Annotated in this window: 25 protein-coding genes and 2 riboswitches; of the genes, 14 read left to right on the top strand and 11 right to left on the bottom strand. The window is 65.1% G+C overall.

Features of this window, described 5'->3' with window-relative positions; all coding sequences use genetic code 11:
• The first annotated feature begins 9 nt into the window (after positions 1-9).
• The 7 genes from AB4Z00_RS16000 (at position 10) to AB4Z00_RS15970 (ending at position 7,265) form a co-directional block, all read left to right on the top strand.
• Positions 10-1,170, top strand: coding sequence for a deoxyguanosinetriphosphate triphosphohydrolase (locus AB4Z00_RS16000; protein WP_442046566.1), 1,161 nt, complete (start codon positions 10-12; stop codon positions 1,168-1,170).
• Positions 1,163-1,843 carry an NAD(P)H-binding protein gene (locus AB4Z00_RS15995; protein ID WP_314465503.1) on the top strand — a complete coding sequence of 227 codons (681 nt, stop codon included), beginning with the start codon at positions 1,163-1,165 and terminating at the stop codon, positions 1,841-1,843. The genes AB4Z00_RS16000 and AB4Z00_RS15995 overlap by 8 nt, the downstream gene beginning before the upstream one ends.
• 101 nt (positions 1,844-1,944) lie before the next feature.
• A riboswitch (glycine riboswitch) is annotated at positions 1,945-2,050 on the top strand.
• A gap of 1 nt (position 2,051) precedes the next feature.
• Positions 2,052-2,169: riboswitch (glycine riboswitch) on the top strand.
• A gap of 34 nt (positions 2,170-2,203) precedes the next feature.
• The gene (gcvT, locus tag AB4Z00_RS15990; RefSeq protein WP_442046565.1) at positions 2,204-3,373 is read left to right on the top strand and encodes a glycine cleavage system aminomethyltransferase GcvT; all 1,170 of its coding nucleotides are present in this window, start codon (positions 2,204-2,206) and stop codon (positions 3,371-3,373) included.
• 12 nt (positions 3,374-3,385) lie between these two features.
• Positions 3,386-3,757, top strand: a complete 372-nt coding sequence (gcvH, locus tag AB4Z00_RS15985) for a glycine cleavage system protein GcvH (RefSeq protein WP_314465499.1) — start codon at positions 3,386-3,388, stop codon at positions 3,755-3,757.
• Between the two features lie 31 nt (positions 3,758-3,788).
• Positions 3,789-5,147 (top strand): aminomethyl-transferring glycine dehydrogenase subunit GcvPA, encoded by a 1,359-nt coding sequence (gene gcvPA / locus AB4Z00_RS15980; RefSeq protein WP_442046564.1) that lies wholly within the window; start codon positions 3,789-3,791, stop codon positions 5,145-5,147.
• Complete coding sequence (gene gcvPB / locus AB4Z00_RS15975) at positions 5,144-6,745, top strand: aminomethyl-transferring glycine dehydrogenase subunit GcvPB (RefSeq protein ID WP_442046563.1); 1,602 nt, start codon at positions 5,144-5,146, stop codon at positions 6,743-6,745. Before gcvPA ends, gcvPB begins: the two co-directional genes overlap by 4 nt.
• 4 nt (positions 6,746-6,749) lie before the next feature.
• The gene (locus AB4Z00_RS15970; RefSeq protein ID WP_132263032.1) at positions 6,750-7,265 is read left to right on the top strand and encodes a DUF1453 family protein; all 516 of its coding nucleotides are present in this window, start codon (positions 6,750-6,752) and stop codon (positions 7,263-7,265) included.
• 66 nt (positions 7,266-7,331) lie between these two features.
• Here AB4Z00_RS15970 and AB4Z00_RS15965 read toward each other — a convergent pair whose 3' ends face one another.
• The 3 genes from AB4Z00_RS15965 to AB4Z00_RS15955 form a co-directional block, all read right to left on the bottom strand.
• Positions 7,332-7,460, bottom strand: a complete 129-nt coding sequence (locus tag AB4Z00_RS15965; RefSeq protein ID WP_431567012.1) for a hypothetical protein — start codon at positions 7,458-7,460, stop codon at positions 7,332-7,334.
• Between the two features lie 168 nt (positions 7,461-7,628).
• Positions 7,629-7,763, bottom strand: coding sequence for an entericidin A/B family lipoprotein (locus tag AB4Z00_RS15960; protein ID WP_132263029.1), 135 nt, complete (start codon positions 7,761-7,763; stop codon positions 7,629-7,631).
• An 83-nt stretch (positions 7,764-7,846) separates the two neighbouring features.
• Complete coding sequence (locus tag AB4Z00_RS15955; RefSeq protein WP_442046562.1) at positions 7,847-8,767, bottom strand: DMT family transporter; 921 nt, start codon at positions 8,765-8,767, stop codon at positions 7,847-7,849.
• Between the two features lie 92 nt (positions 8,768-8,859).
• On the opposite strand from AB4Z00_RS15955, the gene AB4Z00_RS15950 reads away from it, so the two are divergent.
• Positions 8,860-9,066: a hypothetical protein gene (locus AB4Z00_RS15950; RefSeq protein WP_132263025.1), complete on the top strand. Its 207-nt coding sequence runs from the start codon at positions 8,860-8,862 to the stop codon at positions 9,064-9,066.
• On the opposite strand, the gene AB4Z00_RS15945 is transcribed toward AB4Z00_RS15950, so the two are convergent.
• From AB4Z00_RS15945 to AB4Z00_RS15915, 7 genes are all read right to left on the bottom strand, one after another.
• Positions 9,063-10,559 carry a CpaF family protein gene (locus AB4Z00_RS15945; protein ID WP_134092991.1) on the bottom strand — a complete coding sequence of 499 codons (1,497 nt, stop codon included), beginning with the start codon at positions 10,557-10,559 and terminating at the stop codon, positions 9,063-9,065. The two genes, AB4Z00_RS15950 and AB4Z00_RS15945, sit on opposite strands and share 4 nt — an antisense overlap.
• A 258-nt stretch (positions 10,560-10,817) precedes the next feature.
• On the bottom strand, positions 10,818-12,365 hold the full coding sequence (locus AB4Z00_RS15940; protein ID WP_442046561.1) for an ArnT family glycosyltransferase: 1,548 nt from the start codon (positions 12,363-12,365) through the stop codon (positions 10,818-10,820).
• A 43-nt stretch (positions 12,366-12,408) separates the two neighbouring features.
• Positions 12,409-12,663 carry an ATP synthase F1 subunit epsilon gene (locus tag AB4Z00_RS15935; RefSeq protein WP_132263020.1) on the bottom strand — a complete coding sequence of 85 codons (255 nt, stop codon included), beginning with the start codon at positions 12,661-12,663 and terminating at the stop codon, positions 12,409-12,411.
• Between the two features lie 6 nt (positions 12,664-12,669).
• Positions 12,670-14,127 (bottom strand): F0F1 ATP synthase subunit beta, encoded by a 1,458-nt coding sequence (atpD, locus tag AB4Z00_RS15930; protein WP_132263019.1) that lies wholly within the window; start codon positions 14,125-14,127, stop codon positions 12,670-12,672.
• A gap of 24 nt (positions 14,128-14,151) precedes the next feature.
• Positions 14,152-15,033 (bottom strand): F0F1 ATP synthase subunit gamma, encoded by an 882-nt coding sequence (locus tag AB4Z00_RS15925; RefSeq protein ID WP_132263017.1) that lies wholly within the window; start codon positions 15,031-15,033, stop codon positions 14,152-14,154.
• Between the two features lie 130 nt (positions 15,034-15,163).
• Positions 15,164-16,693: a F0F1 ATP synthase subunit alpha gene (atpA, locus tag AB4Z00_RS15920; RefSeq protein WP_132263015.1), complete on the bottom strand. Its 1,530-nt coding sequence runs from the start codon at positions 16,691-16,693 to the stop codon at positions 15,164-15,166.
• Positions 16,694-16,706: 13 nt separating this feature from the next.
• A complete protein-coding gene (locus AB4Z00_RS15915; protein WP_132263014.1) occupies positions 16,707-17,261 on the bottom strand; it encodes a F0F1 ATP synthase subunit delta in 555 nt (184 codons plus the stop codon).
• Positions 17,262-17,489: 228 nt separating this feature from the next.
• Here AB4Z00_RS15915 and AB4Z00_RS15910 point away from each other — a divergent pair, with 228 nt between their 5' ends.
• Both AB4Z00_RS15910 and ada read left to right on the top strand, forming a co-directional pair.
• Complete coding sequence (locus tag AB4Z00_RS15910; RefSeq protein ID WP_132264127.1) at positions 17,490-17,969, top strand: DUF1203 domain-containing protein; 480 nt, start codon at positions 17,490-17,492, stop codon at positions 17,967-17,969.
• Positions 17,966-19,006: a bifunctional DNA-binding transcriptional regulator/O6-methylguanine-DNA methyltransferase Ada gene (gene ada, locus AB4Z00_RS15905; RefSeq protein ID WP_442046560.1), complete on the top strand. Its 1,041-nt coding sequence runs from the start codon at positions 17,966-17,968 to the stop codon at positions 19,004-19,006. Before AB4Z00_RS15910 ends, ada begins: the two co-directional genes overlap by 4 nt.
• Before the next feature lie 40 nt (positions 19,007-19,046).
• Here the strand turns inward: ada and AB4Z00_RS15900 are convergent, their stop codons facing one another.
• Complete coding sequence (locus tag AB4Z00_RS15900) at positions 19,047-21,212, bottom strand: primosomal protein N' (RefSeq protein ID WP_132263010.1); 2,166 nt, start codon at positions 21,210-21,212, stop codon at positions 19,047-19,049.
• A gap of 48 nt (positions 21,213-21,260) precedes the next feature.
• Between AB4Z00_RS15900 and AB4Z00_RS15895 the strand changes: the two genes are divergently transcribed.
• The 4 genes from AB4Z00_RS15895 to cysS all read left to right on the top strand — a co-directional run bounded on the left by AB4Z00_RS15895 (position 21,261) and on the right by cysS (position 26,408).
• Positions 21,261-22,046, top strand: a complete 786-nt coding sequence (locus tag AB4Z00_RS15895; RefSeq protein WP_442046559.1) for a DUF4197 domain-containing protein — start codon at positions 21,261-21,263, stop codon at positions 22,044-22,046.
• 130 nt (positions 22,047-22,176) lie between these two features.
• On the top strand, positions 22,177-22,827 hold the full coding sequence (gene fsa, locus AB4Z00_RS15890) for a fructose-6-phosphate aldolase (RefSeq protein ID WP_132263009.1): 651 nt from the start codon (positions 22,177-22,179) through the stop codon (positions 22,825-22,827).
• Between the two features lie 162 nt (positions 22,828-22,989).
• Positions 22,990-24,816 carry a cobaltochelatase subunit CobT gene (gene cobT / locus AB4Z00_RS15885; protein ID WP_442046558.1) on the top strand — a complete coding sequence of 609 codons (1,827 nt, stop codon included), beginning with the start codon at positions 22,990-22,992 and terminating at the stop codon, positions 24,814-24,816.
• 140 nt (positions 24,817-24,956) lie between these two features.
• On the top strand, positions 24,957-26,408 hold the full coding sequence (gene cysS / locus AB4Z00_RS15880) for a cysteine--tRNA ligase (RefSeq protein WP_442046557.1): 1,452 nt from the start codon (positions 24,957-24,959) through the stop codon (positions 26,406-26,408).
• The last annotated feature ends 75 nt before the right edge of the window (positions 26,409-26,483 follow it).

Here is a 26,483-nt window from a genome sequence, read left to right as displayed (position 1 = left end):
GACTTCAGCTTGACCCTTGCACCTTACGCCTCCGATCCGGCTCGCTCGCGCGGCCGCGAGTTCCCCGTGGACACCGGTCTGCCGCGCGGACAGCGCAGCCCCTACCAGCGTGACCGCGACCGGATCGTGCATTCGATCGCTTTCCGCCGCTTGCGCTACAAGACCCAGGTGTTCATCGCGCCCGATGGCGACCACTACCGCGTGCGCCTGACGCACAGCCTGGAAGTGGCGCAAGTCGCCCGCGTGATCGCCCGGATCCTCGGCCTCGACGAAGACCTTACCGAAGCCCTCGCCCTTGCGCATGATATCGGCCATCCGCCTTTCGGCCACGCCGGAGAGGAAGCGCTCGACGCCGCGCTCCACAAGGCGGGCGGCTTCGATCACAACGCCAATTGCCTGCGCACCCTGATGCGGATCGAGAGCCCCTATTGCGAGCATGACGGGCTGAACCTGACCTGGGAAACGCTGGAGGGCCTCGCCAAGCACAATGGACCGGTGTCCGAGCCGAACTGGGCGCTGGCGGAACTGGACGCGGCCTATGGCCTGGAACTGGGCACTTATGCCTCGCTCGAAGCCCAGGTCGCGGCGCTGTCCGACGATATCGCCTACGACAACCACGACATCGACGACGGCCTGCGCGCGGGTTTCCTCGATCTCGACGAACTGCTCGCCCATCCTTTCATCGTGCCGCGCTGGGCCGACGTGGAACGCCGCTATCCGGGCGTTCCGCGCGATCGCCAGCTCGCCGAACTGATCCGAAGCCAAATCGGCTTCATGGTCAACGACCTGCTGGACGAGACGCAGAAGCGGCTGGTCGGCATCGATAGCATCGATCAGGTGCGCTCTGCCGGTCGCCAACTGGTGGCCTTCTCGCCCGAGGTCGAGGAGGGCGAGCGGCAGTTCAAGCGCTTCATGTACGAGAAGCTCTACTACCATCCAGAGCAACTCGAAACGGCGCGTCGTGCGCGGGCGCTGCTGGCGGAGCTTTACTCGGCCTATTCGCAGGAGCCGGTGCTGATGGAGGAAAGCTGGATCGACGGTTTGCCCCGCCACGAACCGGCCCGCAGCCGCCACATCGCCGATTACATCGCCGGCATGACGGACCGCWACGCCATCTCCTGCCACGCCCAGATATATGGCAGCACCCCGGAAGGGCTGCGCAATGTCTGATACGATCGTGGCCGCGCGGCGTCTCTGCCTCGTCGGCGCGAGCGGGCTGGTCGGGGCTGCGGTGATCGAGGAAAGCATCCGGCGTCCGGATGTCCGCATCATCGGCGTCGCGCGGCGCGAGGTGCCTTTGCCGGCGGGCGCGCGGCTGGAAATCCTGGTCGGCGGTACCGGCGAGTGGCCGACGCTGATCGAGGCCGCGCATGGCGACGTTCTCGTCTGCGCTCTGGGCACCACGCGCAAGGCGGCCGGCAGCGACGAGGCGTTTCGGGCGGTCGATCATGACCTCGTGCTGGAGACGGCTCGGGCGGCCCGCGCGGCCGGGATCGACAGGATGATCCTGGTCTCCTCCGTGGGTGCCGATGCCGAAAGCACCAACCTCTACTTGCGCACGAAAGGCGAAGTGGAAAAGGCCCTGGGCGAACTGGGCTTCGCGCGGCTCGATATCCTGCGGCCCGGCCTGTTGCGCGGGCGGCGGATCGAGGATCGTCCGCTGGAAATGGCGGGGCAGGTGATCGCTCCCCTGGCAGATCTGCTGGTTTTCCATGCCAGGCTGCGCCGGTTCCGCTCCATCGCGGCCGTGCGCCTCGCGCAGGTCATCCTCGCGCTGAGCGGCGAGGAGGCACCTGGAATTTTCGTTCATGAGCACGATTCCATGGCGGCGGTCCTGCGCTGAAGGCCCCACCGTCGGCCTCGCGGCTATCGGTGGAAATTATGATGCGCCGCAGCGCGATTGCGTTGACTTGGGCGCGGCGCTCAATCAAGTGACGAGGTATCGCTGACAGCGCGGGAGAGACCTGCTGATTCGCACATGCGGAAACATGCAGGCGCCGAAGGAGCAACCGCCCCGGAATCTCTCAGGCAAAAGGACCGCGCAGCGTCGATAGCGAGACTCTGGAAAGTGTCTCATCCCTTGGGATGAGGCCGCCGACGGTGTAACTTTGGTCAAGCCTTTTGGTTGGCCAAGGGAAGCTCTCAGGTTTCCGTGACAGAGGGGGCACCTGGAATGGTGTACCGAACTGTGCGGAGTCATGTCTTGAGCGAATATCCGATTACCGATTCCGATCAGGAAGAAGCCCCCCTCGAACCGATGCTGCTGCCGCTCAATGGCTGGCACCGCGATCAGGGCGGCCGCATGGTCGAGTTCGCCGGCTATATGATGCCTGTGCAGTACGACGTCGCAGGGGGAGGCATCATGGCCGAACACCTCTGGACGCGTGAAAACGCCGGCCTGTTCGACGTCAGCCACATGGGCCAGCTGCTGGTCACCGGCGAGGAAGACGCACAGACCGATATCGAGCCTGCGCTGGAAGCTGCGCTGCCGATCGACCTCTCGACCCTGAAGCTGGGCGCGGTGCGCTACTCGCTGTTGCTGGACGAGAACGGCGGCATCCTTGACGACCTGATGGTCTCGCGCTGGCCGGGCGGTTTCTACATCGTCGTCAACGGCGCCACCAAGTGGGACGATATCGGCACGCTGCGCGAATATCTGCCGGACGACGTCACGCTCAACCACCTTGACGACCGCGCGCTGCTGGCGCTGCAAGGCCCCAAGGCTTTCGCCGCGCTGGAACGCGTGGCCGAGGGCGAATACCCGCTGTCAGCGCTGACGTTCATGAAAGGCGGCCGCTTCACGCTGGGCGGCGTCGATGCCTGGATCAGCCGTTCGGGCTACACCGGCGAGGACGGTTTCGAAATCTCGATCCCCGGCGAAGCTGCCGCCACCGTGGCGGACCTGCTGCTGGCCCAGCCCGAAGTGAAGCCGATCGGCCTTGGCGCGCGCGATTCCCTGCGCCTCGAAGCCGGTCTGCCGCTCTATGGCCATGACATGGACCCCGAGCGCGGCCCGGTCGAGGCCGGTCTTGCCTTCGGCGTCAACAAGCGCCGCCGCCTCGAAGGCGGCTTCCCCGGCGCGGACCGCGTCCAGCGCGACTTTGCCGAAGGCACCGCGCAGAAACGCGTCGGCCTGAAGCTCGAAGGCCGTCAGGCTGCCCGCGAAGGCGCCAAGGTTTTCCAGGGCGAACAGAAAGTTGGTGTGGTGACTTCAGGCGGTTTCTCGCCTTCGCTCCAGCATCCCATCGCCATGGCCTATGTCGACGCGGCGCTTGCCGCCGACGGCACCGCCCTTTCCATCGAAATGCGGGGCAAGAAGCTCGACGCCACCGTCGCAGCCATGCCCTTCGTCCCCAACCGCTATCACCGCTGAGGATACCTACCCATGACCCGTTATTTCTCGCAGGAACACGAGTGGATCGAAATTGAGGGCGACCTCGGCACCGTGGGCATCACCGACTATGCGCAGGGCCAGCTTGGCGACATCACCTTCGTTGATCTGCCCGAAGCCGGCGCCGCCTTCGGCAAGGGTGACTCGGTCGCCGTGGTGGACTCCGTAAAGGCCGCTTCGGACGTCTACACCCCGGTTTCCGGCGCCATCGCCGAAGCCAACGGCGCGCTCGCCGATGAGCCCGAACTGGTCAATACCCAGGCCGAAACCGGCGGCTGGCTGTTCCGCATCACTCTTTCGGACGCTTCCGAACTCGGCGCGCTGATGGATGAGGCTGCTTACAAGCAGTACGTCGAAAGCCTCTGATTTACCGATAGAATTCACGGAGTATCGCCGCTTGCGCTACCTGCCCCTGACTCCCGCCGATCGTGCCGAGATGCTCGGCGTCATCGGTGCCGACACGGTCGACGACCTCTTCGTCGACGTGCCCGCCGAGGCCCGTCTTTCCGGTCCCATCGCGGGGTTGCCGCTCCACGCCAGCGAAATGGCGGTGGAACGGCACATGTCCGCGCTTGCGGCCAAGAACCTCTCGGCCGGAACGGCGCCGTTCTTCATCGGCGCTGGCGCTTATCGCCATCACGTTCCGGCCTCGGTCGATCACCTGATCCAGCGCGGCGAGTTCCTGACCGCCTACACGCCCTACCAGCCGGAAATCGCGCAGGGCACGCTGCAGGTGCTGTTCGAGTTCCAGACGCAGGTCGCGCGCCTGTTCGGCACCGACATTGCCAACGCCTCGATGTACGACGGCTCGACTGCCTGCTGGGAAGCGATCCTGATGGCCAGCCGCATCACCCGCAAGACCCGCGCCGTGCTGTCCAGCGGCCTGCATCCGCACTACGCCGAAGTCGTGCGCACGATGGCCAAGTTCACCGAAGACGACATCGTCTCGTTGAAGGCCGAACTCGTGGCTGAGCCCGATGACGCCGCTGTCATCGCTCAGATCGACGACAAGACCTCCTGCGTCGTCGTCCAGTATCCGGACGTGATGGGCCGCATTTCCGACCTCGCCGCGATTGCCGATGCCGCGCACGCCAAGGGCGCGCTGCTCATCGCGGTCGTCACCGAGCCGGTGGCGCTGGGCATGATCGAGGCGCCGGGCGCGCTGGGTGCCGATATCGTCGTGGGCGAAGGCCAGTCGATCGGCGTCGGCCTCCAGTTCGGCGGGCCTTACCTGGGCCTGTTCGGCTGCCGCGAGAAATTCGTGCGCCAGATGCCGGGCCGTCTCTGCGGCCAGACCGTGGACGCCGAAGGCAAGCGCGGCTTCGTGCTGACGCTCTCGACGCGTGAACAGCATATCCGCCGCGAGAAGGCGACCAGCAACATCTGCACGAATTCAGGGCTTTGTGCGCTGGCTTTCAGTATTCACCTGACCCTGCTGGGCGGTGAAGGTCTGGCCCAGCTGGCCGCCGTGAACCACGACAAGGCGCAGGCAATGATCGAGCGTCTGGCCAAAGTGCCGGGCGTGACGGTGCTGAACCAGGCATACTTCAACGAAGCAACGCTGGTCCTGACCCGCGACGCCCGCGAAGTGGTTCGCGAACTGGCGGACCGCAAGGTTCTGGGCGGCGTCTCGCTCGGCCGCCTGTTCCCCGAGGACAGCGATCTGCACAAGGGCCTGCTGGTGACGGCGACGGAGACCGTGACCGACGAGGATATCGAAACCTTTGCCCGTGAGCTTGAAGGAGTGCTGGCATGAACGCGGTAAACGCAAGCGGCTGGCGCCCGAGCATGGGTGAAGTCGGTGAGGGCGCTGGCTTCAAGACCGCCTCGGGCGATTATGGCCTGATGCTGGAAGAAGCACTGAGCTTCGAACTCGGTTCGTCTGAGAAATGCGGCGTCGATCTCGACACGCCCAGCCGTCCGGCAGCGGCCGGCCTGTCGAAGTTCCTGCGCAAGTCGGCTCCGGCGCTGCCCGGCCTGACCGAGCCCGAAACCGTCCGCCATTACACCCGCCTGTCGCGCCAGAACTACGCGATCGACCTCGGGCCGTTCCCGCTCGGTTCGTGCACGATGAAGCACAATCCGCGCCTGAACGAGAAGATGGCCCGCCTGCCGGGCTTTGCCGACGTTCACCCGCTCCAGCCGCAGAAGACGGTCGAGGGCGCGCTGGAAGTGATCGAGCAGCTGGCCGACTGGCTGATCACGCTGACCGGCATGGCCTCTGTGGCGATGAGCCCCAAGGCCGGCGCGCACGGCGAGCTTTGCGGCTTGCTCTGCATCCGCGCTGCGCTCGACGCGCGCGGTGAGAAGCGCGACGTTGTGCTGGTGCCCGAGAGCGCCCACGGCACCAACCCGGCGACCGCCGCTTTCGCGGGCTTCAAGGTCCAGTCGATCCCGGCGACCCCGGAAGGCCGCGTCGATGTAGAGGCGCTCAAGGCCAAGCTGGGCCCGAACGTCGCTGGCGTGATGATCACCAACCCGAACACTTGCGGTCTGTTCGAGCCGGAGATGAAGGCGATCGGTGATGCGGTTCACGCAGCCGGCGGCTACGTCTATTGCGACGGCGCGAACTTCAACGCCATCGTCGGCAAGGTTCGCCCGGGTGACCTTGGCGTCGATGCCATGCACATCAACCTGCACAAGACGTTCTCCACCCCGCACGGCGGTGGCGGACCCGGTGCCGGCCCGGTCGTGCTGTCCGAAGCGCTGGCGCCCTTTGCGCCGCTGCCCTTCGTCAGCCGCGGTGAAGATGGCCGCGTCCACTTGGTCGAGGAAGAGAACGCGGGCGAGGGCCATGCGCAGGCATTCGGCCGCATGGTCGCCTTCCACGGCCAGATGGGCATGTTCACCCGCGCGCTGACTTACATCCTCAGCCACGGCGCGGACGGTCTGCGCCAGGTGGCCGAGGACGCGGTGCTCAACGCCAACTACGTCCTGCGTTCGTGCGAGGATCTGCTGCCGGCACCCTTCGCCAAGAGCGGCCCGTGCATGCACGAGGCGCTGTTCAGCGATGCGGGTCTGGCCGAGGGCTTCTCCACGCTGGACATCGCCAAGGGCCTGATCGACGAGGGCTTCCACCCGATGACCGTCTACTTCCCGCTGGTGGTGAAGGGCGCGATGCTGGTCGAGCCGACCGAGACGGAAAGCAAGGCCGGCCTCGATCGCTTCATCGGTTCGCTGCGCAGCCTGGCCCAGCGCGCCAAGGATGGCGACCAGAGCCTCCACAGCGCACCGCACTTCGCACCGCGTCGCCGCCTTGACGAAACGCTCGCGGCGCGCAAGCCTGTGCTCGTATGGCAGGGCGCCCCGGGTGAGCCGGGCACGCCTTCGCTGAGCGAAATCGGGGGTAGCTGAGACTATGGGGGGAAACGGATATGCGGCCTGGCTGCCGCTGCTGATTTTCGCAGCAGTGATGGCCTGGCGTTTTCGCAGCCTTGAAAAGGCGCGGCCGCTCCGTCTCCCCCTTCTCTGGATTGCGCCGCTGATCGTCGGAGCGACCGTCAGCCTGGCGCTTTATGGCATGCCGCCGGGCGCGCTGGGCTGGATGGCCCTGGCCGCCGGCTTCGCCATCGGCGGCGGGATCGGCATGCAGCGTTCGCGCCTCATGCGGCTCCATGTCGAGGGTGAGGGGGACGAGGCCCGGGTAATGATGCGCCAGTCGCCCTTGGCGCTGGTGCTGATTCTGGTCGTCTTCGCCTTGCGGCGGATGATCTTGCCGGGCGGAATGGCGATCGGGGCGGGCCATCCGGCTGCCAATGCCCTGCTGATGACCGATGCCATGCTCGGCTTCGTGCTTGGGATGGTGGTGATCAGCCGCATGATCCTGTGGCAGAGGGCGCGCGCCATGGTGGCGAACCACATCTCGGACAGCTGATCTTCAAAGGAAAAGCTTGTGGCGCGAAGCGGCTGACCGTTTCGCGCCACATTACCTTCGGAGACCTCAGGTCGCGCGGTCAACCGCGTTTGCGGCAGACTCGATGTCCTGGCCGACGCCGCGAACGGTATTGCAGGCCGCCGCACTGAGCACGAGGCCCGAAACTGCAAGCGCCAGAACCGCTTTCCTGATCATGATTGCTTGACCCTTCAACGAACAATGTCCGAGGCGGATGCCTCGCGCTGTCGCTAATCCATCTTCCGATGGAGAGAAAGGGGCTCGCGGTCAGGTCAGCAGGCTATCCGCCGCGCCGATACGGCGTTGCGCCGCATCGGAGCAGCGGTGCCGGACGCCTCGGGCGAATTACTTGTTGATGGCGTCGTCGCCGGCCTGGCCGACCGATTCAACGTCCTTGCCCGCGCCCTTCACGGTGTTGCAGGCTGCGGCGGAGAAGACGATGCTTCCGGCGACCAGCGCGAGAACGAGATTCTTGACCATGTGAGGTTCCTTTCTACGCAATCCCGATCATTCAAGCGGGAACGTTGGAGGCAACTCTCGGTGAAGCCCCCGGTTCCCGGAGGCTAGCGCGAAGGCAGCACGGATTCTTCGATCGCGCTTTCATCCAGGGCGGAAGTCGGGGAGATCCGCTTGCTCAGGACGTGCTCCCGCCAGGTGATGACGAGCCCGGCAGCGATGATCAGCGGGGCGCCGAACCAGATCGAAGGCGGCGGCGCGTCGCCGAAAACGGTGTATCCGTAAGTGGTTGCCCAAATGAGGGCGGTGTAGTCCATGACCACCACCGTGGCGACCGCGCCGTGGCGCAGCGCCGCGGTGATGAGCAGTTGCGCCAGGGTTCCGGTAACCCCCACGGCGACAAGCAGCAGCCATATCTGGGGTTCGTGAGCGCGACCGTAGAAGGGCAGAAGCACGGCGGCGAAGAGCGAACCGAAGAAGGCGAACCAGAACACGCAGGCGATGGGTTCTTCGGTCCGGGCAAGGTCGCGGATCTGGAAGCTCACCACGGCGACGATGACGCCGGCGCCCAGTCCGGCGGCCAGCCCCACCAGTGGCAGGTCCTGCACCGGCGCATCGGGCCGGGTGATGACAAGCACCCCCAGGAAGCCCAGGACCACGGCCAGCCAGCGCCAAGGTCCGACTATGTCGCGCACGACCAGCGCAGTGATGAGCACGGCGAAGAGCGGCGCGGTGAAGCCCAGGGTCGTGCCCACCGGCAACGGCAGCAGCATGGCTGCGGTGACGTTGCAGACCAGGCCGAGCGTGCCTGTGGTCGCGCGGGCGGCGTGAGTGCCGAGGCGCCGTGTTCGCAACATCGGCAGGCGGCCCGTCAGCAACAGTCCTCCGGCGATGAGGGGCACGGCCATGGCCTGGCGCCAGAATACCATCTCCGCTGCGGAGACCCCGCTGCGCCCTGCCAGCTTGACCAGCATGAACATCGTCGAGAGCATCACCATCGCCATCAGGCGCAGGGTGATGGCCAGCATCGGGCGGTCGGGCCGGGATGTTTTCGATGATGGGCGGGCGGCGTTCACCGCCAGGGCTTTAACTTGGCGGCGGAAGGAGGCAAGGGCGGGCCATGAACGATTCCGATAAGATCATGGCCGTGATCGGCGGCCTGGCGGTTGCCCTGGCGGCCGTGGCCTGGCTGGGCGACCGCCGCCGCATGAAGCGCCGCGACCTCGACCGGGTGGGCTTCATGCCCTGGACGCCCGTGTTCTTCTTCGCCCTCATGGCAGCGGTACTGCTGCTGGGGGTGGTTGGGAAGGATCTGTTCAGGGGTTAGAGGCAGGCTTCGAGATAGGCCTGGTCGAAGCCGAACTGGCGCGCCTTTTCCAGAGTGTAGGGGCGCAGGCCGGAGCTGCGGAATTCGCCGATGATCTTGCCGTCGTCGGTCTCGTCCAGATATTCGAACTTGAAAAGTTCCTGGGTGACGATGACATCGCCTTCCATGCCGATCACTTCGGTGATGTTGGTGGTGCGGCGCGAACCGTCGCGCAGGCGCTTCACCTGCACGATGAGGTCGACCGATTCGGCGATCTGGCGGCTGATCGCTTCCTTGGGGATCTTGATGTCGCCCATCAGGATCATGTTTTCCATACGGCCCAGGCACTCGCGCGGGCTGTTGGCGTGAAGCGTGCACATCGAGCCATCGTGGCCGGTGTTCATCGCGGCCAGCAGGTCGAAGCATTCCGCGCCGCGGATTTCGCCCAGGATGATGCGGTCGGGACGCATGCGCAGTGCGTTCTTGACGAGATCGCCGATGGTGATGGCGCCCTGGCCTTCGAGGTTCGGCGGGCGGGTTTCCAGCGGAAGCCAGTGTGGCTGCTGCAGGCGCAGTTCGGCGGCGTCCTCGATGGTGAGCACGCGCTCGCCGGGGTCGATCATCTTGGACAGCGCGTTGAGCATCGTCGTCTTGCCGGACCCGGTACCGCCCGAGATCACGACGTTCATCCGGCAGGCTCCGGCGATTTTCAGCGTGGTCGCCATCTTCTCGCTCATCGAACCGAAGTCCTTGAGCATGTCGATGGTGATCGGCTTCTCCGAGAATTTACGGATCGAGATGGCGGTGCCGCGCAGTGAAAGCGGCGGCACGATCACGTTGACGCGGCTGCCGTCCTTGAGGCGGGCGTCGGCCAGCGGCGTGGTCTGGTCGACGCGGCGGCCGACCTGGTTGACGATGCGCTGGGCGATCTGGAACAAGTGCTGCTCGTCGCGGAACTTGGTCGTCGCGAGCTGGAGCTTGCCCTTCTTTTCGATGTAGGTCTGGTTCGGACCGTTGACCATGATGTCCGAGACGTCGGGATCGTTGAGCAGCTCTTCCAGCGGGCCGAAGCCCAGCAGCTCGTCGATCAGGACTTTCTCCAGCGCGAACTGCTCGCGGCGGTTGAAGGTGATCTTCAGCTCGGCGAGGACTTCCATGATGATCGGGCGGAATTCCTCGGACAGTTCGTCCTTGGTCAGCGTGGCGGCGGCTTCCGGATCGACGCGCTCCAGCAGGCGCGGCAGGACCTGCTCCTTGATCTTGTGGATCGATGCCTCGAAGCCGCTCTGCTCGGATTGGCCATCATGCACGGCATTGGCGCGGTCCGCGAGGCGCGACATCGCATCGTCGCGGGAGTTTTGCGGCGCAGCGGCTTCCGACGGGGCAGGGTCGGCATTGCCGGGTGCCACGGGCTTATCGGCAGCCCCTACCTTCAGCGGCTTGGCCACGCCGAATGCGGGCCTGGCACCCTGGCCCAGACCGCCGATTCCGTTGCGCCGCCCGAATGCAGTCATTGTCTCGTCAAACCCTTTCAACGCTCCGGTCTGGCCCGGTGGCGTCCCGCGATAAGCAAAGGATTAAGGTTGAAACTTTGATAACTTCCTAATGGGTGACGAATGGGGTGAAGCGTCTGGAGCTTCCTATCCCGATCTGTCGGCTTCGATACCGACACGCCGGGATAGCTCGGAAACGTGCCGTCCAGCCCACGTTCCGCCGCGCTATTCATGCAACTTTTGTAATGCCGAACATGAGCGGCGAGGCAGCGCTCGCCGTTAGTTGCCGCCGCAGCGGCTGTAGACACGCTGTTCCTGTTGCGGCTCTTCAAACGTATGGATGACAATGGACCGCTTCTTCCGGCAACTGCGCAAATACCGCCGCACGGCTTCGTTGTTAACCAAATTCTGCGGCGTCCAATAATCCAGATTGGCCTCATAGACTACGGTTTCCGGCCGGGATTCGAGAACCCGGCGAAGTTCGCGGTGCTCGTCCATGCCGGTGACGCCGGATTCGGCATCGTCGAAAAAGTGGTGGGCGAAGGCTATCCGAGAGAGCAGGGGGGCGTCCGTCAGAGCGTATAAATAGTTGGCTGAACTGTAGACGAATAATTTCCGGTTCGGCGTTTCCGAACGAACATAAGAGGCTAACTCTGTGCCGCTCCGCAAGGCATCCTGACGGAAAGCAAGATCGAACTGACCGCCGACCGCGAAGTTATAAATCGACAACACGGCAAAGGCCGCCAATCCGATGAGTCCTCGCGCGAAATAGCGCGCCGCCAGGATGCACGACGCCCCTGCGACAGGGAGGCCGTAGTGCAAATAGATATTCGGGAAAATCAGTACTGCGGCCATGGCGACCGCAGCCCAGCATCCGAGAAACAAGGTTAGCAGTGACCTGCCGCGTGTTAGCATTGAGAGATGCCATCCGATCGCGGCGAAAGCGAGAATGGGCGCTAGGCTGCCCAACATGACACCCGATCGCCACATGCGTTCGTAGAGCGTCTCATAGGCACGATTGAAATTGGACAGCACGAGCGCATTCCAAACCGTGCCAAAATGTCCGAGCCAGGTGAAATACAGAAATGTGATCAGGTAGGGCGCGAGAGCGATAATCGCTAATCCGACGACGCGTGCCAACAGACGTGGTTTGGTACAGTTCGAGCGCCAGAGCAGCCACAGAATAACAAGGCCGAAAAATATGCCCTCGATGGCAGCGGTTGCCTTGACCGCCATCGCGAGACCCGCGCAGAATATTCCAAAGTAGACTCTCGGTGGAACCTGACCGTCGCGGAGCCTGTCAAGGCTGCTTCCGATCGCGTAAGCTGCGTGAAGCATCAGCGTGTTGTAGAAGACCGGTGATTGCCCCCCGCCGCCACCGAAATGGGCGAGGAGCCCATAATAAGCTATGCCGGCCAGTAACGCATATCGCACTTCGGTCAGCCGGGCAGCCAGCCGGGTGATGAGGAATGCTCCGAGTGCCGCGCTGATGGTTGCCGCGATCTGGTAAGACAGCACGCTGCTTGAGATCAATGCGCAGGCGGCATAAATGAGGAAAAGAACCGGACCCTTCCGGTCCCAGATATCGACGTAAAGAAGCTTCCCTTCGAGCATCCGCTGGGCGGCGACCGAATAGAATTCTTCGTCGGTATGATAGGTCCAGTCCCCAAAAACCGATGCTCGTACTGCAAAGGCAATTGCGATCAGAACGATAAATTGAAGCGTCGAGCTCGCTTCGATTGCGGTGAGGCAATTCGACAAGGAATCGAAGCGATTGCGGGATTTACCCGCAATCGCCTCGGAATTTTCCGCTTTCGCAAGGGTCATGGAAGCGGTTTAGCTACGAGCCCTTAATAAAAGGAAAGCTGGTTCAGCCGACGTGCTCGGCGAGTACGGTCAGGCCTTTGTCGCCCACTTCGGCGAAGCCGCCGGTGATGCGGATTTCTTCCGGAGTGGCGTTCTCGGTCCGGTAGACCTTGAGCGCGCCGTCGGCGATCGTCGACATGAAGGGCGCGTGGCCCTCCAGCACGCCGAACTCGCCTTCGGTGCCGGGGACGACCACCATGTGGACGTCTTCCGAGCGGACGAGCTTGGCCGGCGTGACGAGTTCGAAGTGCAGAGCCATGATCGATTACGCCTCTTCGGCCAGCTTCTTGGCCTTGGCGACCGCTTCCTCGATGCCGCCGACCATGTAGAAGGCTGCTTCCGGAAGGTGATCGTATTCGCCTTCGACGACGGCCTTGAACGACTTCACGGTGTCTTCGAGCTGGACGAACTTGCCCGGGATGCCGGTGAAGACTTCCGCGACGTGGAACGGCTGCGAAAGGAACTTCTGGATCTTGCGGGCGCGGGCGACGGTGAGCTTATCTTCTTCCGAAAGCTCGTCCATGCCCAGGATCGCGATGATGTCCTGAAGCGACTTGTACTTCTGCAGGGTTTCCTGAACGCGGCGGGCGGTCTCGTAGTGCTCGGCACCGACGACGCGGGGCTCAAGAACGCGCGAGGTCGAGTCGAGCGGGTCGACGGCCGGGTAGATGCCCAGTTCCGAAATGGCGCGGTTCAGCGTGGTCGTCGCGTCCAAGTGGGCGAACGAGGTGGCCGGCGCCGGGTCGGTAAGGTCGTCCGCGGGAACGTAGATCGCCTGGACCGAGGTGATCGAGCCCTTGGTGGTCGAGGTGATGCGTTCCTGCAGCTGGCCCATGTCGGTCGACAGGGTTGGCTGATAACCCACGGCCGAAGGAATACGGCCGAGCAGCGCCGACACTTCCGCACCCGCCTGGGTGAAGCGGAAGATGTTGTCGACGAAGAACAGAACGTCCTGGCCTTCCTGGTCGCGGAAGTACTCGGCCATGGTCAGGCCCGAAAGCGCGACGCGGGCACGGGCGCCCGGCGGCTCGTTCATCTGGCCGAACACGAGAGCAACCTTCGAACCTTCCGACACGGCGTTGCCTTCGGCGTCCTTGGCGATAACGCCGGCGTCGAGGAATTCGTGGTAGAGGTCGTTGCCTTCACGGGTACGTTCACCGACGCCCGCGAAGACCGAGACGCCGCCGTGGCCCTTGGCGATGTTGTTGATCAGTTCCTGGATGAGAACCGTCTTGCCCACGCCGGCGCCGCCGAACAGGCCGATCTTGCCGCCCTTGGCGTAAGGCGCGAGAAGGTCGATGACCTTGATGCCAGTGACCAGGATCGCCGCTTCGGTCGACTGATCGACGAAGGGCGGGGCTTCGGCATGGATCGGGGCGAACATGTCCGAGCCGACCGGGCCGCGCTCGTCGATGGGATCGCCGACGACGTTCATGATGCGGCCGAGCGTCTTGGGGCCGACCGGCACCGAGATCTGCTTGCCGGTGTTCGACACGGGCTGGCCGCGGGTCAGACCGTCGGTGCCGTCCATGGCGATGGTGCGCACGGTGTTCTCGCCGAGGTGCTGGGCGACTTCGAGAACCAGCTTCTGGCCGTTGTTCTCGGTCTCCAGCGCGGAGAGGATGGCGGGCAGTTCGCCTTCGAAGGTCACGTCGACGACGGCGCCGATGACCTGGCTGATCTTGCCGGTAGAAGTTTGGTTGAGCACGGGTGCAGTGGCCATTTCGGTKTCCTTGCCTGCGATGACTTAAAGCGCTTCCGCGCCAGCAATGATTTCGACGAGTTCGGTGGTGATCGCAGCCTGGCGGGTGCGATTGTAGACGATGGTCAGCTTCTTGATCAGGTCACCGGCGTTGCGGGTGGCGTTGTCCATCGCCGTCATCGACGCACCCTGTTCGGACGCGGCGTTTTCCAGCAGGGCGCCGAACAGCTGGGTGCGCAAGTAGCGCGGCAGCAGCGCGGCGAGGATTTCCTCTTCCTCCGGCTCGTATTCGGTCACCGCATCCGCACCGGCGGTAGCGGCCACCGCCTTGGGAGCGGGGACGGGAATGATCTGCTGGTCTGTCGGCTCCTGCAGCAGGGCCGACCGGAACTTCGAGTAGAACAGATGCGCCACGTCGAACTTGCCGGCTTCGTACATCGCCACCAGTTCGTTGGCGATACGCTCGGCTTCGTCGAAGCCGGGGTCACGCACATCGGTGGTGTCGAACATGTGGGCGATCTGCTTCGGGAACTCGCGGCGCAGCGGCGCGCGGCCCTTGCGACCGACGAGGTAGAACAGGACGGTCTTGCCCTGTGCTTCCAGTTCACGCGCCTTGACGCGGGCAGCCTTGACGATGTTCGAGTTGAACGCGCCGCACAGGCCCTTGTCCGAGTTCGCGACGACGAGCAGATGTACCTTGTCGCTGCCGGTGCCGGCGAGCAGCTTGGGGCTGTTCTCGCTGACGGTGATCTTGGACGCGAGCGAGCCCATGACCTCTGCGAGGCGGGCGGCGTAGGGACGCGCGGACTCCGCGGCGGCCTGCGCCTTGCGCAGCTTGGCCGCGGCGACCATCTGCTTGGCCTTGGTGATCTTCTGGGTCGACTTGACCGAGTTGATGCGGCCCTTGAGTTCCTTGAGCGAAGCCACTCGTTGTTCCTCGTTTCGTCTTTCCCGGGATGGTCCGGGACCGGTGGGCCATCTTCAGGAAGTGCCTCGCAGGGAGGTCGGTCCCGATGATGGCCCGCGATCCCGGCTTACACCGGGATGACGGTTTCTCTTAAGCGAACTGCTTGGCGAAGGCGTCGAGCGCGGCCTTGGTCTTGCTCTTGGCTTCGTCGCCGAAGTCCTTGGTCGAGCGGATCAGCGCGAGGACGTCGGCATGCTGTTCGTGCATGAAGTCGAGCATTTCGGCTTCATACTCGGTGACCTTGGCGACCGGCAGGCCGTCGAGGTAGCCGTTGGTGCCGGCGAAGATCGACACGGTCTGCTCTTCGAACGACAGCGGCGAGAACTGCTTCTGCTTGAGCAGTTCGGTCAGGCGCGCACCGCGGTTGAGGAGCTTCTGGGTCGAGGCGTCGAGGTCCGAACCGAACTGGGCGAAGGCCGCCATTTCGCGGTACTGCGCCAGCTCCAGCTTGATCGAGCCGGCAACCTTCTTCATCGCCTTGGTCTGGGCCGAACCGCCGACGCGCGACACCGACAGACCCACGTTGATGGCCGGACGGATGCCCTGGTAGAACAGGCCGGTTTCCAGGAAGATCTGGCCGTCGGTGATCGAGATCACGTTGGTCGGAATGTAGGCCGAGACGTCGCCGGCCTGCGTTTCGATGATCGGAAGCGCGGTGAGCGAGCCGTTGCCGTTCTCGTCGTTCATCTTCGCGGCGCGCTCAAGCAGGCGGCTGTGGAGATAGAACACGTCGCCCGGATAGGCTTCGCGGCCCGGAGGACGGCGCAGCAGCAGCGACATCTGGCGATAGGCGACGGCCTGCTTGGAAAGGTCGTCATACACGATCACGGCGTGCATCGCGTTGTCGCGGAAGAATTCGCCCATCGCGGCGCCGGTGTAGGGCGCGAGGTACTGCAGCGGAGCGGGCTCCGAAGCGGTGGCGGCGATGACGATGGAGTATTCCATCGCGCCGTTCTCTTCGAGCTGACGCACGATCTGCGCGACGGTCGAGCGCTTCTGGCCGACGGCAACGTAGATGCAGTAGAGCTTCTTGGATTCGTCGTCGCCTGCGTTCGCTTCCTTCTGGTTGATGAAGGTGTCGATGGCGACGGCGGTCTTGCCGGTCTGGCGGTCACCGATGATCAGTTCGCGCTGGCCGCGGCCGACGGGAACGAGCGCGTCGATCGCCTTGAGGCCGGTCTGCACGGGTTCGTGCACCGACTTGCGCGGGATGATGCCGGGAGCCTTGGCTTCGACGCGGGCGCGCTTCTCGGCGACGATCGGGCCCTTGCCGTCGATCGGGTTGCCGAGGGCGTCCACCACGCGGCCGAGCAGGCCCTTGCCGACGGGAACGTCGACGATGGTGTTGGTGCGCTTGACGCTGTCGCCTTCCTTGATCTCGGCGTCCGAGCCGAAGATCACGACGCCGACGTTGTCGGCTTCGAGGTTGAGGGCCATGCCCTGAACGCCGTTGGCGAATTCGACCATTTCACCGGCCTGGACCTTGTCGAGGCCGTGGATGCGGGCGATGCCGTCACCGACCGACAGAACCGAGCCGACTTCGGAAACCTGGGCTTCGGTGCCGAAGCTGGCGATCTGGTCCTTGATGACCTTCGAGATTTCTGCTGCGCGGATATCCATTGTTCTGCCTTTCTTAGCCCTTCATGGCCTGGGCGAGCGAATTGAGACGGGTGCGGATCGAGCTGTCGATGCGCTTGGAGCCGATGGTGACGACGAGACCGCCGAGCAGGTCCGGATCAACCTTGGTGCTGACCTTGACCTTGCGACCCTCGCGCAGTTCCAGCTTCTGGCGCAGCTGCTCGACCTGCTGGTCGTCCAGGGCGTGAGCCGACGTGACTTCGGCGGTCGATTCACCGCGCTGGGCGGCGGCGATCGAAGCGAAGGCGCGGATGATCTCGGGAAGGGCGACGAGACGGCGATTGGCCGCCAGAACGCCCAGGAAGTTCCTGGTCAGCGGCGCAAGGCCGAGGACATCGGCAACGGCTTCGATGGCCGCGCCGGCAGCCTTGCGGCTGATTTCGGGGTTGCGAATCAGCTCGGCCAGATCGGCGCTTTCGCTGATGGCGAGGGCGATCTTTTCGAGGTCGGATTCGACCGTCGTTACGACGCCGTTCTCGCTGGCAAGATCAAACAGCGCCGAAGCGTAGCGTCCTTGCAAGCTGGCCTTGATGCCGCCGGAATTCTCCACGCGTGTCCTATCCTTACATCGGGTGGGCTGGGACACTTTGGGGCGCACGACAATGACGTGCCCCCCGGCCCGCAGACGGGGCGCGCATAGCGACGATAGTGTTACGATGCAAGCTATGGGAGGCGGCCTGACCACAATGGTTGGGAAAGCGCTTTAAAAGCAAGGGGCGGGAAGTATCGCCGCAGCGGCTGCTGCAAGGTTGGGACAAACGAACCAATGGAGTTTGCCATGACCTATCGAATCATCGGTTTGCCGAAAGATCGGTTCGCACCGTTTTTCGCGATGGACGCGCAGGAACTGGAGAAAAACGGGATGCGGCGCGTGATGGCGACCTCCCGCCCGGGCTATCCATGCCGTGTCAGCCTGCAGGATGCCGAGCCGGGCGAAAGCCTGATCCTGGCGAATTTCGTCAGCCATGATGTCGCCGGTCCCTATCGCAGCGCCTATGCGATATATGTAAGGGAGAACGCGGCGGAGACCGAGCCGCATGTCGACCGGCTGCCACCGGTGTTCGCCGGTCGCACGCTTTCGTTGCGGGGCTTCGACCGGGAGGGGATGCTGGTCCGGGCCAGACTGGCAGGACCGGGCGAGATCGAGAAAGCGATCGGGGCCTTGTTCGAAGATCCCGCGATTGCCGGGATTCACGCTCACAATGCCGCTTACGGCTGCTTTGCCGCGCGGATCGAACGCCATGGAGAGATGCAGTGACCGTCCTGGACACCCCCGTAAGCGAGGACCGCGCCTGGCAGGCCGTGCAGTCGCGCGACCGCACGTTCGACGGCCGCTTCGTCACCGGCGTGCTGACCACCGGCATTTACTGCCGCCCCTCCTGCTCGGCGCGGCACCCCCGGCGCGAGAATGTGCGGTTCTTCCCGGATGCCGGCGAAGCGGAGCAGTTCGGCCTGCGCGCCTGCATGCGCTGCCGGCCCAACGATGTCTCGCGCGACGAGGAAGCGGTGACGATTGCGCTGCGGTTGCTCGATTCCGATGAGGAGCGAACGCCGGGCCTTGCCGAACTGGCCGAGGCGACGGGCTATAGTCCGACGCATTTCCAGCGGGTGTTCAAGCGCGCGGTCGGTCTGTCGCCGGCGGAATATCTCCGGGCGAAGCGGGTCGCGCGGGCCGGCGATGCCCTAAGCAGCGGCGCGAGCGTGACCGAGGCGATCTACGAGGCCGGGTTCGGCGCCAGCTCGCGGTTCTACGAGGCAAGCGAGGGCAGGCTGGGCATGACGCCTTCGGCCTGGCGCGAAGGTGGGCGCGGCGTGACCATCCACTGGGCCGTCGTTCCCACCAGCCTGGGCGCCATGCTGGTGGCGGCGACCGGCAAGGGCGTGTGCCGGCTCTCCTTCGAGGAAGGGTGCGAGGAACTGGCGGCGCGGTTTCCGAATGCGGAACTGGTGGAAGGAGGCAGCGACTTTGCGCACCTGCTGGCAAGCGTCGTCGCGGCGGTGGAGCAGCCGGGGCAGTCGCGGGTGATCCCGCTCGATGTGCAGGGCACGGCATTTCAGGAGGCGGTCTGGCGCGAGCTGCAGCGCATTCCCGCCGGCGAGACGCGCAGCTATGCCCAGATCGCGGCGGCGGTCGGCAAGCCGGGCGCGGTGCGCGCGGCAGGCTCGGCGAACGGGGCCAACAATGTCGCGGTGCTCATTCCCTGCCACCGAGTGATCCGCACCGACGGGTCGATCGGCGGCTATGCTTACGGCGAGGAGATCAAGCGGGAACTGCTCAAGCGGGAGCGGGGGTGAACGAAGGCCTTCGCCGCGCATCGATCCGGCGCGGTGAAATTCACACGAACGAATAAGGGTCGATGTCGATGTTCACCCGCACACCGCGGGGGAACTGCAGCGGTTCCAGCCATTCGCGCAAGGTCTTCTGCAATTCGGCCGAGCGACGGGCATTGATCAGCAGGCGGAACCGATGACGGCCGCGGAGCAGCGATAGCGGGGCAGGGGCCGGGCCGAGCACCAGCATGTCGGGATGGTTTGGCGCCGTGCCGCCAATGGCGCGGGCGGCGGCTTTCGCCTCGGACTGGTCTTCCGAGGAAACGATGATCGCCGCCCAGCGTCCGAAGGGGGGCGCACCCGCATCGCGGCGGGCCTCGGTCTCGGCGGCGTAGAATGCGTCCCGGTCCCCGGCGGCCAGCGCCGAGATCACCGAGGCTTCCGGATGGCGCGTCTGGATCAGCACTTCGCCCGGCTTTTCGCCGCGGCCCGCGCGTCCGGCGACTTGGGCGACCTGCTGGTAGGTGCGCTCCGCCGCCCGCAAGTCGCCGCCCTCCAGGCCCAGGTCGGCATCGACCACGCCCACCAGGGTGAGATCGGGGAAGTGGTAGCCCTTGGTCACGAGCTGCGTGCCGACGATGACGTCGATCGCCTTACCCTCCGCCTTGGCGACGAATTCGCCGACGGCCTCGGCCGTGTTCATCGTATCGGACGTGACGAGCGCGACACGGGCCTCGGGCAGGATCTCGGCGACTTCGTCGGCAATGCGCTCGACCCCCGGCCCGCAGGCGACCAGGCAGTCTCCGGTGCCGCATTCGGGGCAGGCCGCGGGCACCGGCACTTCATGGCCGCAGTGGTGGCAGGCCAGGCGCTGCGAGAAGCGGTGCTCCACCAGCCAGGCCGTGCAGTTCGGGCACTGGAAACGGTAGCCGCAGTGACGGCAGAGCGTCAGCGGCGCGTAACCGCGGCGGTTGAGGAACAACAGGGACTGTTCGCCGCGCGCCAGCCGCGCCTTCATTTCCTCCACCAGACGCGGGGCGAGCCACTTGCCGCGCTCGGGCGGCTCCTGGCGCAAGTCGAGGATCTGGATGTCGGGCAGCTGCGCGCCGCCGAAGCGCGAGGGCAGGTCGACCTTGCGATAGACGCCTGCCTCGGCCAGCTGCATCGATTCGAGCGCGGGTGTCGCGCTGGCGAGCACGACCGGTATCCCTTCGAACTTGGCGCGCATCACCGCCACATCGCGCGCGTTGTAGCGCACCCCGTCGTCCTGCTTGAACGAGACTTCGTGAGCCTCGTCGACCACGATCAGGCCGAGGCGGGCATAAGGCAGGAACAGCGCCGAGCGCGCGCCGACCACGACTTGCGCCTCGCCCGCCACGATGGCGCGCCAGGCGCGGCGCCGCTCACTGGATTTCAGCGAAGAATGCCAGAGGATCGGTGGCACGCCGAAGCGGTGCTCGAAGCGGCGCAGGAAATTCTCGGTCAGCGCGATCTCGGGCAGCAGGACCAGGATCTGCCGTCCGCGCCGCAGCGCCTCGGCCACCGCCTCGAAATAAGTCTCGGTCTTTCCAGAGCCGGTCACGCCGTCGAGCAGGAACGGCGCGAACGCATCGGCGCGAACGGCCTCGACGAAGATGTCGGCCGCTTCCTGTTGACCGTCCGACAGCATGGGCTGGGCATGTTCGGGCCGGGCGCGGGCATAAGGACGGTCGAGATCGACGACCACCGGCTCCAGCAGGCCCGCGCCGACCATGCCGCGCAGAACGCCGTCCGACACCGAGGCCAGCTCGGCCAGTTCCTTGATCGAGGCCTGCTCGCCCTGGAGTGCGTCCAGCGCGGCGGCGCGTTGCGGGGTGAGCCGGGCGGGCTCCTGTCCGGTCAAGCGGTATTCGGTGGTGGTGCCGCCGCCGCGCAGCGCCGCCATGCTGCCCAGCGCCATGCGCGCCACGGACGAAAGCGAGGCGCAGTAGTAGTCCGCGGTCCATTCGATGAGGCGCCGCAGACGCTCCGGCAGGGGCGGCACGGGCATGACTTCCAGCAGGGGGCGCAGTTTCGATTCAGGCACTTCCTGCGTGTTCAGGCGTTGCGGCTCCCAGACGATGCCGAGGACCTGCCTCGGCCCGAGGGGCGCAACCACCACGGAGCCGAATTCTATCGCCATGCCTTCGGGGACGCGGTAGTCGAGGACGCCCAGTGCGGCGTTGAAGACGAGGATTCGGACGCGTTTCATGTAGGTTGCATATAGGCACTGCTGTCCGGGGGCGTGAAGGAGTTGATGATGGTGAACTGGGGAACAGGGGATAATTCGGCAGCCATGGGCGCTTCGGCGGAAGCGGACATGCATGTCGAAACCGGCGCGGCAAGCGCGTTTCGGTCCGACTGGAGCCGCCGCGGCGTGCTCATCGGCATGCTTGCAACCGGAGTGCTGATGCTGCCGGGCTGCTCGACTCTCGCGGCGGGTTCGGGCCTGGGCTCGGGCTCTTCCGCCGGCGCGGACCCGGTACGCCGCCTCATGCGCTTTTCCTCGGAACGGGCTTTCGCCTGGCTCGGCCAGCCCGAGGGCTTCTGGACCAGCCCCGTGGCCCGCATCCCGATGCCGGTGCTGTTCGACCGCCCCGGGCGCACCACCACGGGCGTGCTCAAGTCGAAGGCCTTCCGCGACAAGCTTCAGTATCAGCTCAACCTCTTCGCGACGCCCGGCGCGCGCGTGGCCGGTCCGCTGGTGCTCAAGACCGTGCAGAGCGTCGCCATCCCGAATCCGGCCGAAGTGATGGCAGGCGGCAATACCGCGGCCACCACGCTGCTGCGCCGCGCGATGGGGCCGGCTCTCGTCAACGCCATGATCCCCGAGATCGAGCGCGCCATGAAGGAGGCGCAGGACCCCACGCTGAACCAGGCGATCGCCGCGCTGAAGGGCGTGACCGTCCAGGACACCGCCCATGCCCTCGCGCTCGATGCCGACAACGGCATCTGGTACGAAATCGGTGCGGCCGAGGCGGCAATCCGCCAGGATCCGGCCGATACCAACGATGCCGTACTGATCGGCGCGTTCAAGAAGGCCTGACCGGCCGGCCGCTCCGGCGGCCGCAAGGCGCAGGGTAGCGGGGAAGGGCGCGCTTCCCTATAGGGGGCGCCAGAATCGACGGGCAGCGCGACGCCGCCCGTCGCAGCCCCGCACCCACAGGAACCGCGCCATGAAGTTCTTCGTCGACACCGCAGACACCAACGACATCGCCGATCTGGCCGCCACCGGCCTGCTCGACGGCGTCACCACCAACCCCTCGCTGATCGCCAAGTCCGGCCGCGACTTCCTGGAAGTCACCAAGGAAATCTGCGGTCTGGTCGACGGTCCGGTCAGCGCCGAAGTCGTCGCGCTCGACCATGAAGGCATGATGCGCGAGGCCGAAATCCTCCGCAAGATCGCCGACAACGTCTGCATCAAGGTGCCGCTCACCATCGATGGCCTGAAGACCTGCAAGAAGCTGACCAGCGACGGCACGCTCGTCAACGTCACGCTCTGCTTCTCGGCCAACCAGGCCCTGCTCGCGGCCAAGGCTGGCGCCAGCTTCGTCTCGCCTTTCGTCGGCCGTCATGACGACAACGGCTTCGACGGCATGGACCTGATCCGCGACATCCGCCTGATCTACGACAACTACGCCTTCGAGACCGAGATCCTCGCGGCCTCGATCCGCCACCCCGTCCACGTCCTCGAATGCGCCCGCATCGGCGCCGACGTCGCGACGATGCCGCCGGCCGTCATCAAGAACCTCGTGAAGCACGTCCTCACGGACAAGGGCATCGAAGGCTTCATGGCCGACTGGGCCAAGACCGGCCAGTCCCTCTGATTTGACGCCGCTCTGATTTGACGCCGCTCTGATCTGAAGCCGTTCCGGCCCGAGGTCAGGGCAGCATGGATCGTCGTCCCGGACCGCGTCCGGGACGACCTCTTGCTCCCAACCGATCCTTCCCGGCTTGCACCCGGCGGACTATGTCGCCATTGAGCGGTCATGTCCGATGAAACACCCGTCGATCGCTTCAAGCTGGCCCTGACCGGCGCTTCGCGCGCCATCGCGCAGGATGCCGAAGTCGAGGTCAACTGGACCGCCGACGCTCCAAGCTCCACCGGCCAGACGTTCCGCGTGCCGATGCCGGGCCGCTCGATTCCGCAGGCGGCCGCCATGCAGGCGCGCGGCTATGCCGACAGTTTCGCGCTCAGGCTGCGCCACCACAACGACAGGCTGCACATGCGCAATGCGCCCGCCGATCCTTCGGCCCGGGCCTGCTACGATGCGGTGGAGGCCGTGCGCTACGAGGCGCTGGGCGCCAATCACTACGAGGGCATGCGCGCCAACCTCGACGCGTCGCTGGAAGCGCGCATCGCCAGCGATCCGATCTCGCGGGCGGACAGCCCGGACGGCGTGCCGATCCCGACTGCGCTGGCGCTCATGCTCCGCGAGCGTCTGACCGGCCAGCCAGTGCCGGAATCGGCCCAGTTCGGTGTCGACATGGTCCGCCGCTGGATCGAATCCAAGGCGGGTGACGATTTCGAGGCGCTGGCCGATTCCATCGAGAACCAGAAAGCCTTCCAGAAGCTCTCGCTCGACATGCTCATGCACCTGGAGATGACCCAGGCCGAGCAGATCGAACAGCCGCCCGAAGAGCCCGAGGACATGGATGGCGACGAGGAGACCGAGGAAGACGAAACCGGCGACGAAAGCGGCAAGGAGGAGCAGTCCACCGAGATGGCTGCCGAGCCGTCGAGCGGCCAGGACGAGGGCGAGAGCGAGGCCGAGGGCGAGAACTCGGACGAGATGGAGGACGGCGAAGAGGGACAGGAAGGCGAGGAGGGCATGATGCCCGTGCGCCCGAACCGGCCCTGGACCGACATTCCCGACAGCTTCGACTATCAGGTCTTCACCGAGGCCTTCGACGAAGTGGTGGTCGCTTCCGAACTGTGCGACGACGAGGAACTGACCCGTCTGCGTGCTTATCTCGATGCCCAGCTCAAGGGGTTGCAGGGCGTGGTGACGCGCCTTGCCAATCGGCTCCAGCGCCGCCTCATGGCCCAGCAGAACCGTTCGTGGGACTTCGACCAGGAAGAGGGCATGCTCGATGCCGCGCGGCTCGCCCGCGTGGTCGTCTCGCCCGGACAGTCGCTGTCCTACAAGATCGAGCGCGACGTCGAGTTCAAGGATACCATCGTCACCCTGCTGCTCGACAATTCCGGCTCGATGCGCGGTCGTCCGATCTCGATCGCGGCGATCAGCGCGGATGTGCTGGCGCGCACGCTGGAGCGCTGCGGCGTCAAAGTGGAGATCCTGGGCTTCACCACGCGCGCCTGGAAGGGCGGGCAGAGCCGCGAATCCTGGCTGTCGAACGGGCGCCCCCAGCATCCGGGCCGCCTCAACGATCTTCGTCACATCATCTACAAGAAGGCCGACGAGCCGTGGCGCCGGGCGCGCAAGAATCTGGGCCTGATGATGCGCGAGGGCCTGCTGAAGGAAAATATCGACGGCGAGGCGCTGCTCTGGGCGCACAACCGCATGCTGGCCCGGCCTGAGGACCGGCGGATCATGATGGTGATCTCCGATGGCGCTCCGGTGGACGATTCGACGCTATCGGTGAACTCCGCGGGCTATCTCGAAGCGCACCTTCGCCGCGTGATCGAGTGGATCGAGACCAAGAGCCCGGTCCAGCTCGTCGCCATCGGCATCGGCCACGATGTGACGCGCTACTACCGCCGCGCCGTGACGATCATGGACGCCGAACAGCTCGGCGGGACCATGATCGAACAGCTCGCCGGACTGTTCGAAGAGGAAAAGGGCAGGAAATGAGGGCGTCCCGGACCGGGTCCGGGACTGCCGGCCTTTCTTCGGGGTGTCGCTTGCGCGGGAGCTTCCCGCCATCGGGATCCGCTCGGGTCGGCGTCCTCAAGGATTGACCTCGCCTCGGCCAGCCGCTTATGCCGCGGCGCATGACCGAAACCCAAAGCCTTACCCTGTTCAACAGCCTCACCCGCCAGCTGGAGCCGTTCCAGCCCGTCCATGAAGGCGAGGCGCGGGTCTACAGCTGCGGGCCGACGGTCTACAACTACCCCCATATCGGCAACATGCGCGCCTATGTCTTCGCGGACATCCTCGGCCGGACGCTGAGCCACAAGGGCTACAAGCTCACCCACGTCATCAACATCACCGATGTCGGCCACCTGACCGACGACGCCGATGCCGGTGAGGACAAGATGGAGAAGATGGCGCGCACCCAGGCGCAGTCCATCTGGGACATCGCCGCCCATTACACCCAGGCCTATTGGGCCGACATCAAGGCCCTCAATATCCGTCAGCCGGCGAAGTGGTCGATCGCGACCGACTATGTGCCGCAGATGATAGAATTTGCCGAAAAGATCGCTCCAACTCACTGCTATGAATTGGAAAGTGGTCTTTACTTCGACGTTTCCACCGTATCCGACTATGGCCGCCTGGCCCGTGCCGTCACGGACGAGGGGGAGGGGCGTATCGAGGCCGTCGCGGGCAAGCGCAATGCGGCGGACTTTGCCATATGGCGCAAGACTCCATCGGGCGAGACGCGCCAGATGGAATGGGATTCGCCTTGGGGCAAAGGTGCTCCGGGATGGCATCTCGAATGCTCGGTGATGTCCGGCGACTTGCTCGGCTTTCCCTTCGACATCCACACCGGCGGCATCGATCACCGCGAGATCCATCACCCCAACGAAATTGCCCAGAACCAGGCATTCTGCTGCACCAACGGCCTCGACGTGGCTGCAAATTCCGGTGCCAAGATATGGATGCACAACAATTTTCTGGTCGAACGCTCAGGCAAGATGAGCAAGAGCTCGGGTGAATTCCTGCGGCTGCAATTGCTGATCGACAAGGGCTACCACCCGCTCGGCTACCGCATGATGTGCCTGCAGGCGCATTATCGCTCGGAGCTGGAGTTTTCGTGGGATGGGCTGGCCGCCGCGCTGGTTCGCCTCAAGCGCATGATCATCGTGATCGAGCGACTGGGCGACGTGGAGCCGGGCGATGCCGGTCATCCCAAGCTCGCGCCCATGCTCGAAACTTTCGAGAAGGCGGTGGGAGAGGATCTGAACACCGCCGTGGCGCTCACCGCGCTGGAAGACGTTCTGGCCGCCAAGAAAGTCGATCCCGGCGCCAAGCGGGCCGTGATCGAGGCGATGGACGCGGTGCTGGGCCTCGACCTGTTCGGCACCAGCCGCGCCGATCTTCGCCTTCGGCCCAAGGCGGCCGAGATCACCGAGGCCGAAATCGAGAGCGTCCTCGTCCAGCGCAAGGAAGCGCGCGCGCAGAAGGATTTCGCGACATCGGATGCCCTGCGCGACGCGCTGACCGCGAAGGGCGTGGACGTGATGGACGGCGATCCGCTGGGTTGGGAATGGAAGCTCGGCTGACCGCTTGAGCGGGGCGGGACCGGGCTTGCAGTAAGCGCGGGCCAGCCCCCCTTGTCATCCCTGCTGGCCATCCCG

The sequence above is a fragment of the Novosphingobium sp. YAF33 genome, assembly GCF_052113265.1.
Taxonomy (GTDB): Bacteria; Pseudomonadota; Alphaproteobacteria; order Sphingomonadales; family Sphingomonadaceae; genus Novosphingobium.
The sequence above is the reverse complement of the archived record's forward strand: the minus strand, read 5'-3'. Positions and strand labels throughout refer to the sequence as shown.

Coding starts and splice junctions, on each gene's coding strand:
- AB4Z00_RS15935 (WP_132263020.1), bottom strand. CDS start 12,663: ATGGCTCTGCACTTCGAACTCGTCACGCCGGCCAAGCTCGTCCGCTCG.
- AB4Z00_RS15950 (WP_132263025.1), top strand. CDS start 8,860: ATGAACGATTCCGATAAGATCATGGCCGTGATCGGCGGCCTGGCGGTT.
- atpD (WP_132263019.1), bottom strand. CDS start 14,127: ATGGCCACTGCACCCGTGCTCAACCAAACTTCTACCGGCAAGATCAGC.
- fsa (WP_132263009.1), top strand. CDS start 22,177: ATGAAGTTCTTCGTCGACACCGCAGACACCAACGACATCGCCGATCTG.
- gcvH (WP_314465499.1), top strand. CDS start 3,386: ATGACCCGTTATTTCTCGCAGGAACACGAGTGGATCGAAATTGAGGGC.
- AB4Z00_RS15960 (WP_132263029.1), bottom strand. CDS start 7,763: ATGGTCAAGAATCTCGTTCTCGCGCTGGTCGCCGGAAGCATCGTCTTC.
- gcvPB (WP_442046563.1), top strand. CDS start 5,144: ATGAACGCGGTAAACGCAAGCGGCTGGCGCCCGAGCATGGGTGAAGTC.
- AB4Z00_RS15910 (WP_132264127.1), top strand. CDS start 17,490: ATGACCTATCGAATCATCGGTTTGCCGAAAGATCGGTTCGCACCGTTT.
- AB4Z00_RS15895 (WP_442046559.1), top strand. CDS start 21,261: ATGGTGAACTGGGGAACAGGGGATAATTCGGCAGCCATGGGCGCTTCG.
- AB4Z00_RS15945 (WP_134092991.1), bottom strand. CDS start 10,559: ATGACTGCATTCGGGCGGCGCAACGGAATCGGCGGTCTGGGCCAGGGT.
- cysS (WP_442046557.1), top strand. CDS start 24,957: ATGACCGAAACCCAAAGCCTTACCCTGTTCAACAGCCTCACCCGCCAG.
- AB4Z00_RS15970 (WP_132263032.1), top strand. CDS start 6,750: ATGGGGGGAAACGGATATGCGGCCTGGCTGCCGCTGCTGATTTTCGCA.
- cobT (WP_442046558.1), top strand. CDS start 22,990: ATGTCCGATGAAACACCCGTCGATCGCTTCAAGCTGGCCCTGACCGGC.
- AB4Z00_RS15995 (WP_314465503.1), top strand. CDS start 1,163: ATGTCTGATACGATCGTGGCCGCGCGGCGTCTCTGCCTCGTCGGCGCG.
- AB4Z00_RS15965 (WP_431567012.1), bottom strand. CDS start 7,460: ATGATCAGGAAAGCGGTTCTGGCGCTTGCAGTTTCGGGCCTCGTGCTC.
- atpA (WP_132263015.1), bottom strand. CDS start 16,693: ATGGATATCCGCGCAGCAGAAATCTCGAAGGTCATCAAGGACCAGATC.
- AB4Z00_RS15900 (WP_132263010.1), bottom strand. CDS start 21,212: ATGAAACGCGTCCGAATCCTCGTCTTCAACGCCGCACTGGGCGTCCTC.
- AB4Z00_RS15955 (WP_442046562.1), bottom strand. CDS start 8,767: ATGCTGGCCATCACCCTGCGCCTGATGGCGATGGTGATGCTCTCGACG.
- AB4Z00_RS15940 (WP_442046561.1), bottom strand. CDS start 12,365: ATGACCCTTGCGAAAGCGGAAAATTCCGAGGCGATTGCGGGTAAATCC.